Here is a 15577-nt window from a genome sequence, read left to right as displayed (position 1 = left end):
TTTCCGACAACACAATCCCCGCTTTGTTCAGCACGTCGGCTCAGTGATTAAGCAAATGAATGCGCGCTATTTTCGCTTTGCGAATTTGTCCTGGAGACTGTATGTCGGCCTTCCTGTAGGGTGGGGGCCGAATCTAAAACAGAATCAGCCTGAGGGATAAGGCGAATAGTCCGAGATTTTATGGAGTGATATGACGACATCGACACAGAGAGAATTTTTTCTCGATTCCATACGCGCATGGCTGATGCTCCTTGGCATCCCGTTTCATATTTCGCTGATTTATTCCACGCACCAGTGGCATGTCAACAGCCTGACCCCGTCTGTGGGTCTGACGGTGTTCAACGATTTCATCCACGCCTTCCGCATGCAGGTCTTCTTTGTTATTTCAGGATATTTTTCCTACATGCTGTTCCTGCGCTACCCGCGCAAGCGCTGGTGGAAAGTGCGCGTGGAGCGCGTCGGCATTCCGATGCTGACCGCCATTCCGCTGCTGACGCTGCCGCAATTTTTGATGCTGCAATATGTTAAAGGCCGCGCCGATACCTGGCATACGCTTTCCGGTTACGACAAATACAACACCCTGGTGTGGGAACTCACCTCGCATTTATGGTTTTTGTTAGTGCTGGTGGTTTTCACCACGCTCGGCCTGCTGATGTTTCAGTGGATAAAAAACGTCCCGGAAGAAAAAAGCGCGGCGCTGGCGGAGCGCCTGACATTAGGAAAACTCTCAGCGCTGTTTTTACTTTTCGGGGTCGCGTTCGCCGCGCTGCGGCGGCTTATTTTTATCGTTTACGCGCCGATATTAAGCGACGGGCTGTTCAATTTTGTGGTGATGCAAACCCTGTTTTATTCGCCGTTCTTTATTCTCGGGGCGCTGGCGTTTAAACACGCCTCGCTGAAAAACCGCTTTACCACCTTCTCGCCAGGCTGCGCGCTGGGCGCGGCGGCGGCCTTTGTCGCCTATCTGCTGAACCAGCGTTACGGCAGCGGCGACGCCTGGATGTATGAAACCGACAACGTTATCAGCATGCTGATGGGGCTGTGGATGGTGAATGTGGTGTTCTCGCTGGGCCACCGCCTGCTGAATTTCAAATCGGCGCGCGTCACCTATTTCGTTAACGCTTCGCTGTTCATCTATCTGGTGCACCACCCGCTGACGCTGTTCTTCGGGGCCTATATCACGCCGCACATTCACTCGAACGCGCTGGGCTTTATCGCCGGACTGGTGTTTGTGATTGGGATTGCGGTGGTGTTGTATGAAGCGCATCTGCGCATTCCGCTGCTGCGGTTTCTCTTCTCAGGCAAGCCGCAAAATAAAACCCCGTCGCCGGGCACCGCGACGGGGTGATCCTGACGCGCGCCGAAAGGCGCGTGGCTTCAGAGCATCCACTCTACCGGCAGACGGTACACCAGGCGCACCAGCAGGCGCTGCCAGAAGCGCGTTTTCGGCTCCTTTTTCCAGACAATCTCCTCGCCGTCTTTCTCTTCAATCCAGTTGATGCGTCCCCAGCGGTCGAGCCGCAGCGCCCAGGCCGCCTCGCGGCGCGTGCGCGTAAAGCGTTTATGAATCGCGCCCGCCAGCGTTTCGCTTTCGATCACAAAACCCATTTCGGTATTGAGCATCGCCGAGCGCGGATCGAAATTAAACGAGCCGATAAATACCTGATTGTTATCCACGCTGAACGTTTTGGCATGCAGGCTGGAGCCGGAGTTCCCGGTCAGGCCGCGATCGTGCGGCACGCGCCCGGCGTCACGCGTCGGTTTAAGCTCATACAGCTCCACGCCGTGACGCAGCAATTTCTTACGCCAGCGCGCGTAACCGGCGTGAACGACCGCGACATCATTCGCCGCCAGCGAATTGGTGAGGATAGCGATTTTCACGCCTTTACGGCGCAGCGCCAGCAGCATCGCCACGCCGCCGCGGGTCGGCACAAAATAGGATGAGATGATATCGAACTGCGATTTCGGTTCGCCGATAAGCGTCATCATGCGCTGCGGCAGGAGCGTATGCTGGCGCGCTCTGCCCTGCCCTTTACGCGGATCGTCGCTTAACAGGCGGGTTTTGGCCCACACCAGCGGTAGCGTGCGGGTTTCGATATAGCTCGCGAACGGCGTGCTTTCCAGACGCTCCAGATAGCGCTGCGCCACCGGATCGTCCTTCCAGTGCGGCGGCAGCTGGACGCGGGCGTCGATTTCTTCCGCCTCGACATCCAGCACGTTATCCAGCGTCGAGACCGAACGGCTGCGCCAGTAGCGCTCGAAATCCTGCGTGACTTCCTCCACCACCGGGCCAATCGCCAGCACATCGAGATCGGAAAACAGCGGCTGTTCGCCCGCGCCGAAATAGGCGTCGCCGACGTTACGCCCGCCGATAATCGTCACTTCGCCATCGACCGTGAAGCTTTTGTTATGCATCCGGCGGTTGAGCCGGGCGAAATCGGTGAGATACCCCAGCGCGCGCAGCGTGCGGAAAGAGAAGGGATTAAAAAGGCGGATTTCGATATTCGGGTGGGCGTTCAGCAGCCGCAGCGTGCTGTCCATGCCCACGGTGTTGTTATCATCCAGCAGAATACGCACCCGCACGCCGCGCCGCGCCGCCGCCAGCAGCGCGCCGAACAACAAGCGCCCGGACATATCGTCTTCCCAGATATAGTACTGGACGTCGATAGTCTGCTCCGCCATCTCCGCCAGCAGGTAGCGGGCGGCGAAGGCGTCGAGACTGTCATCGAGCGGATGTAAGCCGCTGTGGTGAGGGTGCTGGGCCGTGGTCGGCGCAATAGCCCGTCCGAGCCGGGTATTATGCGCCCGGCTGTTCGTCGTATTGTCCCAGTAACCGCTGGTAAAGCAGGAAGTTTTCTTCGTCATAGCAGACAAAGTATACCTGCTTCGGTTGAGGGCGCCTGGTGAGATAGTCTGAAACGGTCTCGAAGGCGATTTGCGCCGCGGCCGCTTTCGGATAACCGTAAATCCCTGTGCTGATCGCCGGAAACGCCACGCTGCTGTAGCCATTGGCCGTCACCAGCTCAAGGCTGTTGCGATAGGCGTCCGCCAGCAGTTGCGGTTCGTTGTCGTGCCCGCCGCGCCAGACAGGCCCCACGGTATGGATGACGGCTTTTGCCGCAAGATCGCCCGCGTCGGTGATCACGGCGTGGCCTGGCTGACACTCGCCCTGCTGCTGGCGCACCACTTTGCAGGCGGCCAGCAGCGCCGGCCCGGCGGCACGATGAATAGCGCCATCCACACCGCCGCCGCCCATCAGCGACGGGTTGGCGGCGTTGACGATGACGTCGACATCGATGCGGGTGATATCACCCTGCACCACATTTATACGTCCGGACATACTTCTCTCCTGACAATTTTGTGTTCCCTAAAGTGTAGAACAGCCCGTCGGGAGATTACTGCCAAAACCTGCTCAACGATAGGTCAGCGTCAGAATAGCGAGCGTATGCGAAGGATTAAGATAATCGAGGCGGCTGTGCACCCATTGAGAATCGCGTTCGCGTACGCCGGACGAACGCAGTGCAATCGACTGACGGTGAACCTGATTGCCGCGCGGGCAGGACACCTCAATGCGCGCCGTCTGCTGCGCGACCGAACAGCTTTCTTCAACAATCGCGCCATGAAAGGCAATCGTTCCGCCCGCCTGCGCAAGGCCAGGACCAGAGAAACCGACGAGTGCTGCGGTAATGAGCGTAACGAAAAGCGGCTTGTGCATAGCGATGACTCCTGCAGAGGCGTTATTATTTTAACTTGCAATTAACATATAAATTACAAATTGACATAATTAAAGCCGATACCGAAGAAATCCATCGCCCGGTCAGCGCATAAAAAGGGTCTTAAATCAGAAGACGGTGTTCAGGTGCGCGCGGGGGGCGACCACTGCCCGGTAAAACTCGCCGTGCCGCTGTCGCTGACGGTGATCCGCAGCGTGACGGTGTCGTCAGCCGCGACGCTTAAAAAGAACGTAGACAGCGCGAGCGGAGCGTCAGGCGAGAGGGTTAACACTTTTCGCTGCTGAGTGACGACGCTACCGGATCTGCCCTGCCGGCGCAGCTCCATCTCAATACGACACAGACAAGCGTGGGCCACGGTCACGACAGGCGTCACTTGCCACCCCGCATCCTGAGGCTGCGCCTTGAACGCCACCTCTCCGCTTAACGCGGCGATCATGAGTAAATCGAGCATAGTGGATGCCCTCCTGATAAAGCAGGGCCGCGGCCCTGCCCAGGATAATCAATACTGAGAGGCGCTGGCGTGGTTGCCGTAGCCGGTCTGAGTCACATAGACCTGTGAACCGGACGCGGTCTGGTTGACCAGCGCGCCGTTCTGTACGCCGTTCTGGTTTACCGTCACGCCGGAGTCGTGACCGTTCCATTGATCGATGGTGGAGTTGTTGGCGAAACCGTTCTGATTAAGCAGAATTTTGCTGTCGTCAGAACCCTGCCCGACATCCGCGCCATTCGCGGTGCCAAGCTGGTTAATTTCAGTGGTTGAGTTTTTAGCATCCGACTGCAGCGCGGTCGTATTGTTATTAACGCCTTGCTGATAGATTTTCAGCGTGGAGTTTTCAGCGGACTGATGGAAAGGAAATGCCATTGCGCTACCGGAAACAACCAGTGCGGCGATAACAGCGATTTTAATCAATTTCATGAGACAACCCCCATTGGAAAGATGTTAAAAACACGAAATGGCGTTAACGCTGAATGATGCGAACGGCCATCATTGACTGCCTTTGCACAACAACTGCGGTTTTTTGCGTCCCTGCCTGAATAATACTCGCGCGGTTCCCCACTCCCTGTTGCGTCACCGAGGCGAGATTCCCGTAGCCTTCCTGACTAATCGTTGCCTGATTCGCGGCGCCTGTTTGCATGACAGTAGCCACGTTGGCATACCCTTGCTGATCGATAGCGGCCTGATTGGCGATACCGTTCTGGACAATCGTGGCCTGTAACTTTGCTCCTTCCTGGCGTACCAGCGCGTTATTGCGCGTCCCTTCCTGGCCTATGATTGCCGCCTGATTCAGCGACGAGCGGCTTAATTCATTTACGGCGAAGTTATATTCAGCGCCAGCCATATCGGCGTTGACTGCAAACGCCGCTGATGACGCGAATAAACAACCCAAACAACAGCTCAGCAATAATTTATTCATATTACTCCTGGCCCTTAAGGCTTAGCTGATTAAACCTCACGCCATAAGCGCAGATGAATATCAGACATTGGCTATTCATCACGCCACGACAAGCAGTATGTCTCGCGCCATTTATAAAAGACCTCACCTGTTTTTCGTATTTTAAAAACTGGACTGCGATGCAGGCATGATTCATTTATGCACAATCTGGCTAAGGCGCTCTGGCATTATTAATAGTATTGTCATGCTATTTTTTTATTTTCTTCATTATTACCACTCCCTCACAGCTTTCTTATTACTGAGATCTAGGCCTGGTTTCTTATTCAGACCGTCAGAGAGCGCTCTCGCTGTCCGGGCACCGTTAGCTCTGCGCGGGATGATAAAAAAACCCAAATAAAATCATTATAAATCAGTTATATAATCAATTCATCACCTTGCTAAACCCGCATGAAATCATTTGTATTGCTACATCGACAGTTAACTCCCCCTAAAGCATAAGTAATATTTAACAATTTTTAGTTACATTTGGTTACTTTTTTAACACTTGCTTTAAACAGCGCAGTAGTTAGATTGGACTAATAAGAATTTTCTTGCTTTATTTCCCTCGCCATCCCTGGCGGTGTGTAACATTTATTTTTTGGACTACCACATAACAATGCTTACCGATACGGAAGGCTGATGTCTTTGTTTCCTCAGCCGTGTGTAAATAAAACGGGGTTTCATCATGATTAATGAATTCCATTCGTTACATGGTCAGTCATTATTGTTGATCACCAAACCGTCTCTACAGGCCAGTGCTTTATTGCAAAATTTCAAAAGCGCGCTCAGTCTGGAGGGGAAAATCCATAATATCCAGCGCTCTCTGGAAGAGATAACAACAGGAACGCTTATTCTTTTAGATATGGCCGAAGCCGATAAAAAAAGCATGGCCTACTGGAAAGATAATCTCGGACGACGTCCACAGACAGCAAAAGTCATTCTGCTTAATGTGCAGGATGAATACCCTTTTCAGGAAATAGAAAAATGGCCGCATATTAGCGGCGTATTTTACGCGACAGATGACGAAAAGCGCGTCATTGAAGGGATGCGATGCATCCTGCGGGGCGAGTGCTTTTTCAACCAGCGTCTGGCGAGCTACCTGATTACCCGCTCCGGATTTTATCATTTTCTGAACTGCGACGCCGTGCTGCTGACGCATCGCGAAAAAGAGATCCTCAATAAATTGCGCTTCGGCGCCTCCAATATGGAAATCGCACGCTCGCTGTTTATCAGTGAGAACACTGTCAAAACCCATCTTTATAACCTGTTTAAAAAACTGGCGGTAAAGAACCGTACGCAGGCAGTGACCTGGGCAAACCATCACATGAGGGGCTGACCCATGAAGCGCTGGCTCCTCTGTGGACTGGCTGTCACGCTCTGGAGCGCGGCATTGTGCGGGCGTGCTGTCGAACCGGAGATTCCGGGCCTGGTGACTGATCATACGGTCTCTTCGGTCGGCCACGATTTTTATCGCGGTTTCGCCGAAAAATGGGATACCCCCTTTGACGGCACGCTCTCGGTAAATGAAAAGCCGAGCGCACGCTGGGGGAGCTGGATAACCCTCACGCTCGATCAGGACGTTATTTACCAGACCTTTTTATTCCCCTCCCGCAAAGGGGCGGATAACGCGGTTGAGCTTGCGATAGCCCAGGCCAACGAGGCGCTGAAACAGCGCCAGATAGATAAGGCATTACTCAGTACCGGTGATTTAACCGGCGATGAATTTTAATTCACTGAACGACGGAGGCTGCTATGCGGCGGACATTTGCTGTCATGACGTTACTGTTGCTGTCACACCCTGGTCTGGCCGGAAATATGACCTTCCAGTTTCGTAATCCCAGTTTCGGCGGAAACCCGAATAATGGCCCTTTTCTGCTGAACAGCGCGCAAGCGCAAAACTCATATAAAGACCCGTCTTATGACGATTATAAAATCGACACGCCTTCCGCGCTTGATAATTTTACGCAGGCGATCCAGTCACAGCTGCTGGGAGGCCTGTTAACCAACATCAATAAAGGTAAGCCGGGTCGTATGATCACCAACGATTTTATCGTTGATATCTCCAATCGCGACGGTCAGCTTTATCTCAACGTGACCGATCGTAAAACCGGCAAAACCTCCACGATCCAGGTCTCCGGCCTGCAGTCAGGCTCGACCAATTTTTAACCGCTGTGATAACAGAAGGATAATGACAATGCAGCGCCTGATCGTTCTTATCGCCACAATACTGTTAAGCGGGTGCCTGACCGCGCCACCGAAAGAGGCCGCAAGCCCTACCCTGATGCCACGCGGACAGAGCTATCAGGATCTGATTCACCTGCCGGAGCCGAAAGGGAAGCTTTACGTCTCGGTATATAATATTCAGGATGAAACCGGGCAGTTTAAACCCTACCCGGCCAGTAACTTCTCCACCGCAGTTCCCCAAAGCGCCACCGCCATGCTGGTGACGGCATTAAAAGATTCCCGCTGGTTCATTCCGCTGGAGCGTCAGGGTCTTCAGAATCTGCTCAATGAGCGAAAGATTATTCGCGCCTCGCAGGAAAATGGCACCGTGGGCGATAATAACCGGATGCCGCTGCAGTCGTTAATGTCTGCCAATGTCATGATCGAAGGCTCGATTATCGGTTATGAAAGTAATGTGAAGTCAGGCGGCGCGGGCGCGAAATATTTCGGTATCGGTGCGGATACGCAATATCAGCTCGATCAGGTCGCCGTTAATTTGCGCGTCGTGAATGTCAGCACCGGTGAGGTTCTCTCCTCGGTAAATACCAGTAAAACTATTCTCTCTTATGAGGTGCAGGCGGGCGTCTTTCGCTTTATCGAATATCAGCGGCTGCTTGAGGGCGAGGTCGGGTATACCGCTAACGAACCCGTTATGCAGTGTCTCATGTCGGCCATTGAAACGGGCGTTATCTATTTAATTAACGATGGGATCACGCGCGGATTATGGGAGCTTAACGATCCAGGCGCGGTGAATAATCCTGTCCTGAAAAAATATCGCGATCTCTCCGCCCCCGCCGCCTGACTGGCAGATAAAAAAACCCGCTCACGCGGGTTTTCTTTTATTGCTCCGTCGCAGTGGTTTTCTTTGGCTCGCTGCGCCCGGCAAGCCACTGCCCGGTGAACTTCATCGCCACGCCGAACAGTAACCCCAGCAGCAGCGCGGGCAGTACGCTTTTCCAGTCGCCCTGCCCCGCGAACGTCGCACAGGCGCCGATAAATGTCCCCGGGACGAAACCGAGCAGCGTATGGCGCGACTGGATGCACATCAGAAACGCCACCACGCCGGTCATGGCGTAGCTTAACCAGGCAAGACCGGGCGCCACGGCGCTACCGGCGATGATGACCTGCGCCCACAGCACGCCGCTGCACAGCGTAAACAGGATAGTCAGAAAACCGGTGAGACCCCCTTTTGGGCTGGCGAACCAGGCGGTGCAGCCGAGAAAGCCTGCCCAGGAAGGCAGACCCAGCGAGACGGCGGCCCACGCCCAGAGGGCGGAAAGCAGGCCGGTCGTTAATGCGAGAGAAAAGTGTCTGTTCATGGCGGCGTATCTTAGCAAAACGCCGCCCGAGAAATGCGATCTGACGCACGTCACATGAAATAACGCACAGTGAGTTACATTTTAAATGTGACAAGCATCACTCTACAGAGGGAGCGTCTTCGTCCTCACCCTGGTCGTCTTCTTCCTGCAACTCTTCCCACATCGCCTGAATGGCCTCACGGGTGACCTGCGCCAGCGTGCGCCAGAACGGCGTGGCGGCGTGGGCTTCCACTTTGCCGAGGAACGTTTCATACCATGGGATCAGGAACTCGCCGAATAAAGTCTCCTGCGCCTCAATTTCATCTTCCGCAGACTGATCTTCAAGCCATGAGGCCGCCAGCAGCAGCAGGCCGAAATGATCCGCCGGCGCCTCGCCGAGCGGCATGCCGCGCGCGGTTAAAAAACTACGGACTTCCTGCTCGCTGCTCTCTGCCACCCAGGCGGAGCGCAGGGGCGCCACCCGGGCGTCCTCCAGGCCGAAGAGCGCCTGGTAATCGGCCTGGACGTCGTCAGGCTGCGCGCTTTTTTGCAGCCGCGCCAGCAGTTCATCCTGCTCCAGCGGCCAGTTTTGCGCGAGTTTGCCCTCACGGATCAGGCCGTAGATCGGCGCCATGACCGGATCCTGCGGCGCGCGGTACCAGAGAGAGCCCAGCAGGCGGCAAATTATTGAAAACTCATTCATTAAAAGATTCCATTTCAGGCAAAATTAAAGGGCGGCGAATTCAGCAATCGGCGTCATGCCGCGGGTTTCAAGGAAATCGAGCAGTCGCCGCGGCGTGACGTTCAGGATGCGATCTTCCGGGAAATCCACTTCATCCAGCACCTTGCGGCACTCATGGAAATCGCCGAGCGTAAAGGCGGTGTGAGAATCAGACCCCAGCGCCACCCAGCCGCCCGCATCGCGCACCGCGGCGGCGATGGCTTTGCAGTTTGGCCCGCTGCCCTTGCGGGAGTGGGTGAACGATGAGTTGTTGATCTCAAGCGCGACCTGATATTTGGCGGCCGCAGCGGCGATAGCCGGAATGTCGACAGGATATTTTGGGTTGCCGGGATGGCTGATGATATGCACCGTACCGCCGGCCATCGCCGCGATCATCGCTTCGGTATTCGCGTCTTTATCCTGCGGCGCGAATACCGGCTCGTGGAAACCCGCGACGATCAGATCGAGTGAATCGAGCATCGGGCCGGTGCAGTCGATCTCGCCCTCACGGTTTTTAATATTCGCTTCAATACCGCGCAGGATGCCGACGCCGTCTACCACACGCGGCCAGATGCGCATATTAATAAAGTGCCAGTGATGCGGCGCATCCCCCATGTCCGGACCGTGATCGGTGATAGCCAGAAGCCGGACGCCTTTTTGCTTCGCCGCGGCGATGTAATCATGCAGGTTGCTGTAAGCATGGGTGCTGGCGACGGTGTGCATATGCAGGTCAACGGGATACATGGCGCTCTCCTCTGTGATTTTGTGCAAGGATAACAGGTATCCCCGGCGATTTTTAGCCGAATCGCCGGGGCGCGCGCTAGTAGCCGCGCGCCACGTCCACCTGATTCGGCGGCATATCGCCGCGCTCGATTCGCGTAATAGTCTGTGCGATAAACGCCGCCGCCTCTTCAGGGAGGGTGACGGCCGCTACGTGCGGCGTAATGCGCACGCGCGGATGGCGCCAGAGCGGGCTCTCATGCGGCAACGGCTCCTGCTGAAAAACATCCAGCATCGCGCCCTTCACTTTCCCGCGCTCCAGCGCGGCCAGCAGATCCTCTTCCACCAGATGAACGCCGCGCGCCAGGTTCAGGACATACGCGTTGTCGTCAAGCGCCGCCAGCAACTGCGCGTTAATAATGCCCGCCGTTTCCGGCGTGTTGGGCAGAAGATTGACCAGCACGCGCGTACCGTGCAGAAAAGCGGACAGTTCGTCCGCGCCGGCAAAACTCTCCACGCCAGCCCGCGTTTTGCGGCTGCGGCTCCAGCTGCGCACCGGAAATCCGAAGCGGCTGAGACTCTGCGCCACCTGGCCGCCGAGCACGCCCGCGCCCAGCACGCCGACGGTGAAATCACCGTGGCGATACGCTTCCAGCGGCTCCCAGCGCGCTTCACGCTGTAGCGCGGCGTAATCATCGAAACGGCGGAACCAGTGCAGCACCTGACTTATGGCGTACTCCTGCATCTGCGCGGCCATGCCGGTATCTTCCATGCGATACAGCGGCACGCCGGGCGGCAGCAGATCAGGATGTTCGTTCAAGCGGCTTAGGAGCGAGTCCACCCCGGCGCCGAGCGCGAAAATCGCTTTCAGGTTCATGCGCCCGCGCAGCATTTCATACGGCGGATGCCAGACCAGCGCGTAATCCGCCGCGGCGTTATCGCCGGGCTGCCAGGCGCGAAGGCGCGCCTGCGGCAGATGGCGTTGCAGTAAAGCCGCCCACTCGTCAACATCAAAGGTGGGATGGTAAAAGAGGATCTCCACGGCGCTTCTCCAGACAGATGACAGGCATTAACCATAACAAAATCAGCCGTCTTTGGGGCGGCGGCGCGCGGAAAAGCGGATGATGTCAACGAATATTCACGGTTATTGAGGCCGAGCCGGAAAATTCGCCGTTCTGCGGCGTTTTGCCGCTGAGGTTGACCGGGGCCGTGAGGATATCCACCGCCCCCGTCCGCCGGGAGATATCAACTGAAGGATCGAGCGGCATCGGCACCTCGCCGGTATTGATGGGGATCACCTGCTCGCCGTCGTTTTTCAGCAGCACGCCGACATCAGGGTTACTGGTCGCGAGCGCTTCCGGCATACCGTTCGCTGGCGCGCCGGAAAACGTCATGGTTAACGCAACCCCGTCGCTGATATTTTTGCAGACATAGGTAATGGCTGTTTTTTTATCCACAAACCCGTCAGGCTTATGGCCGCGGGTCATAAAATTGCTGGCAAAAATGTTGCCGAAATCGACGGAGATGACCTCGCCCGCGTTGATTTCACAGCTTTGCGGCACGGTGATAGTGCCCTGCAGAAAGATCTTCGCCATCGGTTCGCTGGAATACTGTCCCGGCCTGACGGTGCCATAGATTGCCGCCACGGCCATTTGCGGGATGACGATTTGCCCCAGAAAAGGCTTACTGATGCGAAATGTCAGCGAGCCGCTTTGCCCTGTCGTAAAGCTGTTCAGCGAACAGCCATTATTTTTTTTATTCCAGATATCAGTAAACGGCACCGTCACATCGCCGACATTGGCGATATTAATGGCCGCAGCCAGATCGATATTGTCATTCACCCGGATAAAATATCCGCTGCCATACTGCGTCGCCGGGGCCAGATATTCGCCTTTATAATTCACCCCAGGACGCGGATCTTTATTGAGATCGCTGTCATCGCAGTCGCAATGCGCGCTGTAGCTCTCCGAGGAGCCAAACCGTTCAGTAAAAGTTTTCCCGGCCTGATTATCGTCAGGATTGGTGACCGTCGTACTCGCATCGACATTAAATATTTTTGGCCCGCCGGTAGTATTGCAGAACCCCGTTGCCGCCTGTGAATAAGACGGAATAACGGCAAGGCAGACCAGCAGCCCGCATAACATGACTCTAAACATATTTGTATTCTCTTATTATCGACAGACGGCGGCCAGAGAGAGCAGATCGCCCTCCTCTGGCCCCGCTTCGGGTAGAACGAAGGACGCCTGGCAGCGCTGATCGGCATGGTGTCCCCACTTTACCTGCGCCACGCCGTTCTCTTTGACGCCGGAGAGATACGCCACGCCGCCTTCATCGACAATGCTTTCATAACCGTCGATACCGTCCAGCGTCACCAGCGCGCCAAACGGCGCCGGTTCGCCATTCGCCAGGCGCAACGTTAGCAGAACGCGATGCCCTTCACGGGCATCGACACGCGCATAAACCAGCGCGCCTTTATTGGGAATAAGCGTCAGGTGCGTATTTCCCGCATCGACGCCAGCGGGCATCGTTGTGGTATCCAGGGCCAGCTCGTTTCTTTCATAAGGGGAGAGCCAGGGTATAACCGCATAGCCCAGCCAGTCGGTTGAAACGCCGGACTGGTTTTTAAACCGGATGTCGCTGGCGCCATTGGCATCCACCAGCGCGAAAGCATCGCCGAGCGGCTGTGACAGCGTGACGCCATGCGGGTGAATCACCAGCGCGCCGGACGCGCCGTAGTTCCACTGCTGCGAATCATCAGCGTGGTAATAGCCGAGGCTCAGGTTGGCGAAGCGCGATTTATAGTTAAGATCGGCGCTGCTGTCGGCGGTGTCATCGCCGCTCTGCCCCGCGTGGTTATAGCTCTGCTGGAGCGAATAGCTGAGCCTGCCATCATCCATCAGCGTGCCGCTGAGGCCGCTCTGATAGCGCGTATCGCCATCCTGATTCTGGCTGACGTTAAACGTCGCCCAGCTGTTAGCCAGCCAGCGGCTGAGCGGCACGCTGACGCCGAGCGCTATCTGCCGGTCGGTCTGAGCGTCCGTTTTATTCCATGCCGAAGAGAGCGTCCAGGTGACGCCCGCGGTTGAAAACGCGAAGCCCGCCGAGAGGTTTTGCTCTTTGTCCGTGCGGTTCCAGAAATCGCGCTGATAGCCATTCAGATAAAACGACCCCAGGCCGCTAAGCGTCTGGTTAATACTGATTTGCAACTGGCTGCGCTGCTGGTAATAACCGCCGTAGCGATCGTCATACCAGGACGCATCGTGGTTCGCTTCGTCAAAATCGAAGTAGCCGCTGGTGGAGTAGCGGTAACCCGCAAGCGTAATGGCGGTATCGGTAAGCGCAATATTTTTGGAATACTGAAAACGATACGACTGGCCTGATGACGTGGTGTCGTTTTGCAACTGGCTGCGCGCATGCGTGACGTCAAGCGAGACCGATCCCCACTCGTCCAGGCCGACGCCAACGCCGAGCGCCGCGGCCTGATAAGCGTCTGCCCCCATCGCACCGCCGTAGAGCGTCAGCTGATTATTCAGGCCGTAAATCAGCGTACCCTGCGCAAACGCGGGCGTGGCATCTTCAGAACTGTTTGGATCGTACTTCCCCGCCGTCAGGCTGTATTTTATCTGCCCTGGCCGCTGCATAATCGGTACGGCGGAAAACGGCTGGATAAAACGCCGCTCTTTGCCGTCGGCCTCTTTGATGGTCACCTCCAGATCGCCGCTATGCGAGGTGGGGTAGAGATCGCTGATCTCAAACGCCCCTGGCGCGACGGTATCCTGGAAAATAATGTAGCCGTTCTGGCGCACCGTCACTTCCGCGTTTGAACTGGCAATACCGCGGATAACCGGCGCGAATCCGCGCAGGCTGTCAGGCAGCATATTGTCGTCGGTGGCGAGCTGCGCGCCTTTAAATTTCACGCTGTCAAAAATCATCGACGGGGAATAGCTCTCGCCAAGCGTCAGCTGCGAGCGCCAGGGTTTAATATCGCGCTGCAAAAAGGTGTAGATCGAATCCCAGTGCGATTCGTCGTCACTTTTACTCCAGGTGGAATAGTTGCGCACCCGCCACGGACCGACGTTCAGCCCGTTTTGCAGGTTAAGATACTGCGAGGAATCCCCTGTGTCCGCATCGCTTTGCGTATCCGAACCGTTAAACGTGTAGTTGCTGAACAGCGCCGTAAGCCCGTCATCCCAGTACTGCGGGTCAACATAGCCCCGAGCGGCGCGGCGCAGCGCCGCCTGCGGGATGCTGACGTCCAGCGCCATTTTATGCGTGTTGAGCCGCACTGACGCCGCCGGGATCAGCGCGCCGATATCCTCAATCGACGCAAGCGGAGCGAGTGCGGCGAGCGCCGGATACGCGTCGGTTTTTACGTTGAGCTCCTCCAGCAGCGCGGGCGTAATGACCGGGTGGGTCTCCCCTTGCGCATCCACCGTGAGCGTGATCGTTCGGGTAAACATTTCACCGCCGTTAGCCGGATGCGCAGCGGGTAGTTGCCCGCCGGCAGCCGATCTTTGGTACTGAAAATCGACAGATCAACGCCCCGCTGCCCCGGATCGCCCTGTTCCATTAATATCGGGTCAAACCAGACTTTCTCCTGCGCGTAAACGCCAGCACAGCCGCCGAGGGCAAACGCCAGCGCGGCCGTGGGTGCGGCGAGACGGCGCATACCGCTTTCCAGGCCATGATTAAAGAGGTCAGTCGTTTTCTTCACGGGCGCATTCCTTGCAGTAAGGCTCACAGAGGACGAGTCTCAGGCTTCGTCACGCCGCCATAGTCGTTAATCACGCGCCAGCTCACCTCTCGCCCGGTTTCCTTTGCTGGCAGCGCAAAGCGCTGGCTGGCGAAAGGCGCCAGCATGTCGGCGCTTTGGATACGCGTTGCGCCCACCTTCAGACTGTCGAAGACCACATAGAAAGGCGTCGGGTTTTCGGCCACCAGATGGCCATCGACAAGATGAAAGGTAAGCTGCTGGTAGGCCGTTTGGGCCCCGGCCACCAGCGCCTGCGGGCGGTAAAACAGTTTGATGCGGGTTTTGACCACCAGCTTAAGGGTATTGACCGCCTCCGCCGATGACGGCGGAATGGCGCGGATATTCAGATAGAACAGCGATTCGCGATCTCCCGGCAGACTGCCGGTTTTCGCGATGCGTAAATCATGGTCTTCTTCAGGATCAATACGAAACAGCGGCGGCGTTACCATAAAAGGACCACGAGTTTTACCATCGCCGTTATCGACCCAGGATTGCAATAAAAACGGGCTGGCGCTGCTGTTATTTTTTACGCTCAGCGCCGCTTCTTGTTTATTGCCTTCATAAATAACGCGGGTGCCGCCCACCACAATCCCGCCTGCGGTTGCGTTATTCACCATTAAGATCAGGAGCAAAAAAAGATTGGCCCTGAGAATAATTCTTCCCGTCGCGCGCATAGTCAGCTCATGTAGAAAGAG

Annotated in this window: 17 protein-coding genes and 1 pseudogene; 5 read left to right on the top strand and 13 right to left on the bottom strand. The window is 56.1% G+C overall.

The annotated features are described in order from the left end of the window. Window positions 1-190: 190 nt before the first annotated feature. Window positions 191-1348, top strand: a complete 1158-nt coding sequence (gene mdoC, locus AFK65_RS07500; RefSeq protein WP_038857484.1) for a glucans biosynthesis protein MdoC — start codon at window positions 191-193, stop codon at window positions 1346-1348. A gap of 29 nt (window positions 1349-1377) precedes the next feature. On the opposite strand, the gene AFK65_RS07495 is transcribed toward mdoC, so the two are convergent. The 6 genes from AFK65_RS07495 to csgB form a co-directional block, all read right to left on the bottom strand. After that, on the bottom strand, window positions 1378-2865 hold the full coding sequence (locus tag AFK65_RS07495; RefSeq protein WP_038857485.1) for a phospholipase D family protein: 1488 nt from the start codon (window positions 2863-2865) through the stop codon (window positions 1378-1380). Continuing rightward, window positions 2798-3340, bottom strand: coding sequence for an O-acetyl-ADP-ribose deacetylase (gene ymdB, locus AFK65_RS07490; protein ID WP_038857487.1), 543 nt, complete (start codon window positions 3338-3340; stop codon window positions 2798-2800). Before ymdB ends, AFK65_RS07495 begins: the two co-directional genes overlap by 68 nt. A gap of 72 nt (window positions 3341-3412) precedes the next feature. Then, window positions 3413-3715, bottom strand: a complete 303-nt coding sequence (locus tag AFK65_RS07485) for a type 1 fimbrial protein (protein WP_007707773.1) — start codon at window positions 3713-3715, stop codon at window positions 3413-3415. A 140-nt stretch (window positions 3716-3855) separates the two neighbouring features. Continuing rightward, complete coding sequence (gene csgC / locus AFK65_RS07480) at window positions 3856-4185, bottom strand: curli assembly chaperone CsgC (RefSeq protein WP_007707770.1); 330 nt, start codon at window positions 4183-4185, stop codon at window positions 3856-3858. A gap of 48 nt (window positions 4186-4233) precedes the next feature. Continuing rightward, a complete protein-coding gene (gene csgA / locus AFK65_RS07475; RefSeq protein ID WP_007782804.1) occupies window positions 4234-4650 on the bottom strand; it encodes a curli major subunit CsgA in 417 nt (138 codons plus the stop codon). Window positions 4651-4693: 43 nt separating this feature from the next. Next, window positions 4694-5149: a curli minor subunit CsgB gene (gene csgB, locus AFK65_RS07470; RefSeq protein WP_007707766.1), complete on the bottom strand. Its 456-nt coding sequence runs from the start codon at window positions 5147-5149 to the stop codon at window positions 4694-4696. Between the two features lie 703 nt (window positions 5150-5852). Here csgB and csgD point away from each other — a divergent pair. From csgD to csgG, 4 genes are read left to right on the top strand one after another with little or no spacing between them, the layout of a single operon-like run. Beyond that, the gene (gene csgD, locus AFK65_RS07465; protein WP_007707765.1) at window positions 5853-6503 is read left to right on the top strand and encodes a biofilm master transcriptional regulator CsgD; all 651 of its coding nucleotides are present in this window, start codon (window positions 5853-5855) and stop codon (window positions 6501-6503) included. A 3-nt stretch (window positions 6504-6506) separates the two neighbouring features. Then, window positions 6507-6896 (top strand): curli production assembly/transport protein CsgE, encoded by a 390-nt coding sequence (gene csgE / locus AFK65_RS07460; protein WP_007707762.1) that lies wholly within the window; start codon window positions 6507-6509, stop codon window positions 6894-6896. A gap of 23 nt (window positions 6897-6919) precedes the next feature. Then, window positions 6920-7333, top strand: a complete 414-nt coding sequence (gene csgF / locus AFK65_RS07455) for a curli production assembly/transport protein CsgF (protein ID WP_007707759.1) — start codon at window positions 6920-6922, stop codon at window positions 7331-7333. 28 nt (window positions 7334-7361) lie between these two features. Next, entirely contained in the window at window positions 7362-8192 is an 831-nt protein-coding gene (gene csgG, locus AFK65_RS07450; RefSeq protein ID WP_007707757.1) for a curli production assembly/transport protein CsgG, read from the top strand. A gap of 37 nt (window positions 8193-8229) precedes the next feature. Here the strand turns inward: csgG and AFK65_RS07445 are convergent, their stop codons facing one another. From AFK65_RS07445 to AFK65_RS07415, 7 genes and pseudogenes are all read right to left on the bottom strand, one after another. Further along, entirely contained in the window at window positions 8230-8709 is a 480-nt protein-coding gene (locus AFK65_RS07445; protein WP_038857490.1) for a DUF1097 domain-containing protein, read from the bottom strand. Between the two features lie 97 nt (window positions 8710-8806). Then, complete coding sequence (locus AFK65_RS07440) at window positions 8807-9391, bottom strand: TorD/DmsD family molecular chaperone (RefSeq protein ID WP_038857491.1); 585 nt, start codon at window positions 9389-9391, stop codon at window positions 8807-8809. A 24-nt stretch (window positions 9392-9415) separates the two neighbouring features. Continuing rightward, entirely contained in the window at window positions 9416-10153 is a 738-nt protein-coding gene (locus AFK65_RS07435) for a phosphatase (RefSeq protein WP_007707754.1), read from the bottom strand. Window positions 10154-10229: 76 nt separating this feature from the next. After that, the gene (gene ghrA / locus AFK65_RS07430) at window positions 10230-11171 is read right to left on the bottom strand and encodes a glyoxylate/hydroxypyruvate reductase GhrA (protein ID WP_038857493.1); all 942 of its coding nucleotides are present in this window, start codon (window positions 11169-11171) and stop codon (window positions 10230-10232) included. Between the two features lie 85 nt (window positions 11172-11256). After that, window positions 11257-12285, bottom strand: coding sequence for a fimbrial protein (locus tag AFK65_RS07425; protein WP_007707752.1), 1029 nt, complete (start codon window positions 12283-12285; stop codon window positions 11257-11259). A gap of 15 nt (window positions 12286-12300) precedes the next feature. Next, a pseudogene (locus tag AFK65_RS07420) lies at window positions 12301-14798 on the bottom strand (fimbria/pilus outer membrane usher protein). 68 nt (window positions 14799-14866) lie between these two features. Further along, entirely contained in the window at window positions 14867-15556 is a 690-nt protein-coding gene (locus tag AFK65_RS07415; protein WP_007707726.1) for a fimbrial biogenesis chaperone, read from the bottom strand. Between the last annotated feature and the right edge of the window lie 21 nt (window positions 15557-15577).

Source organism: Cronobacter universalis NCTC 9529 (assembly GCF_001277175.1).
GTDB lineage: Bacteria > Pseudomonadota > Gammaproteobacteria > Enterobacterales > Enterobacteriaceae > Cronobacter > Cronobacter universalis.
Note: the sequence above shows the minus strand (reverse complement) of the source record. Positions and strands in the feature narration are given on the sequence as shown.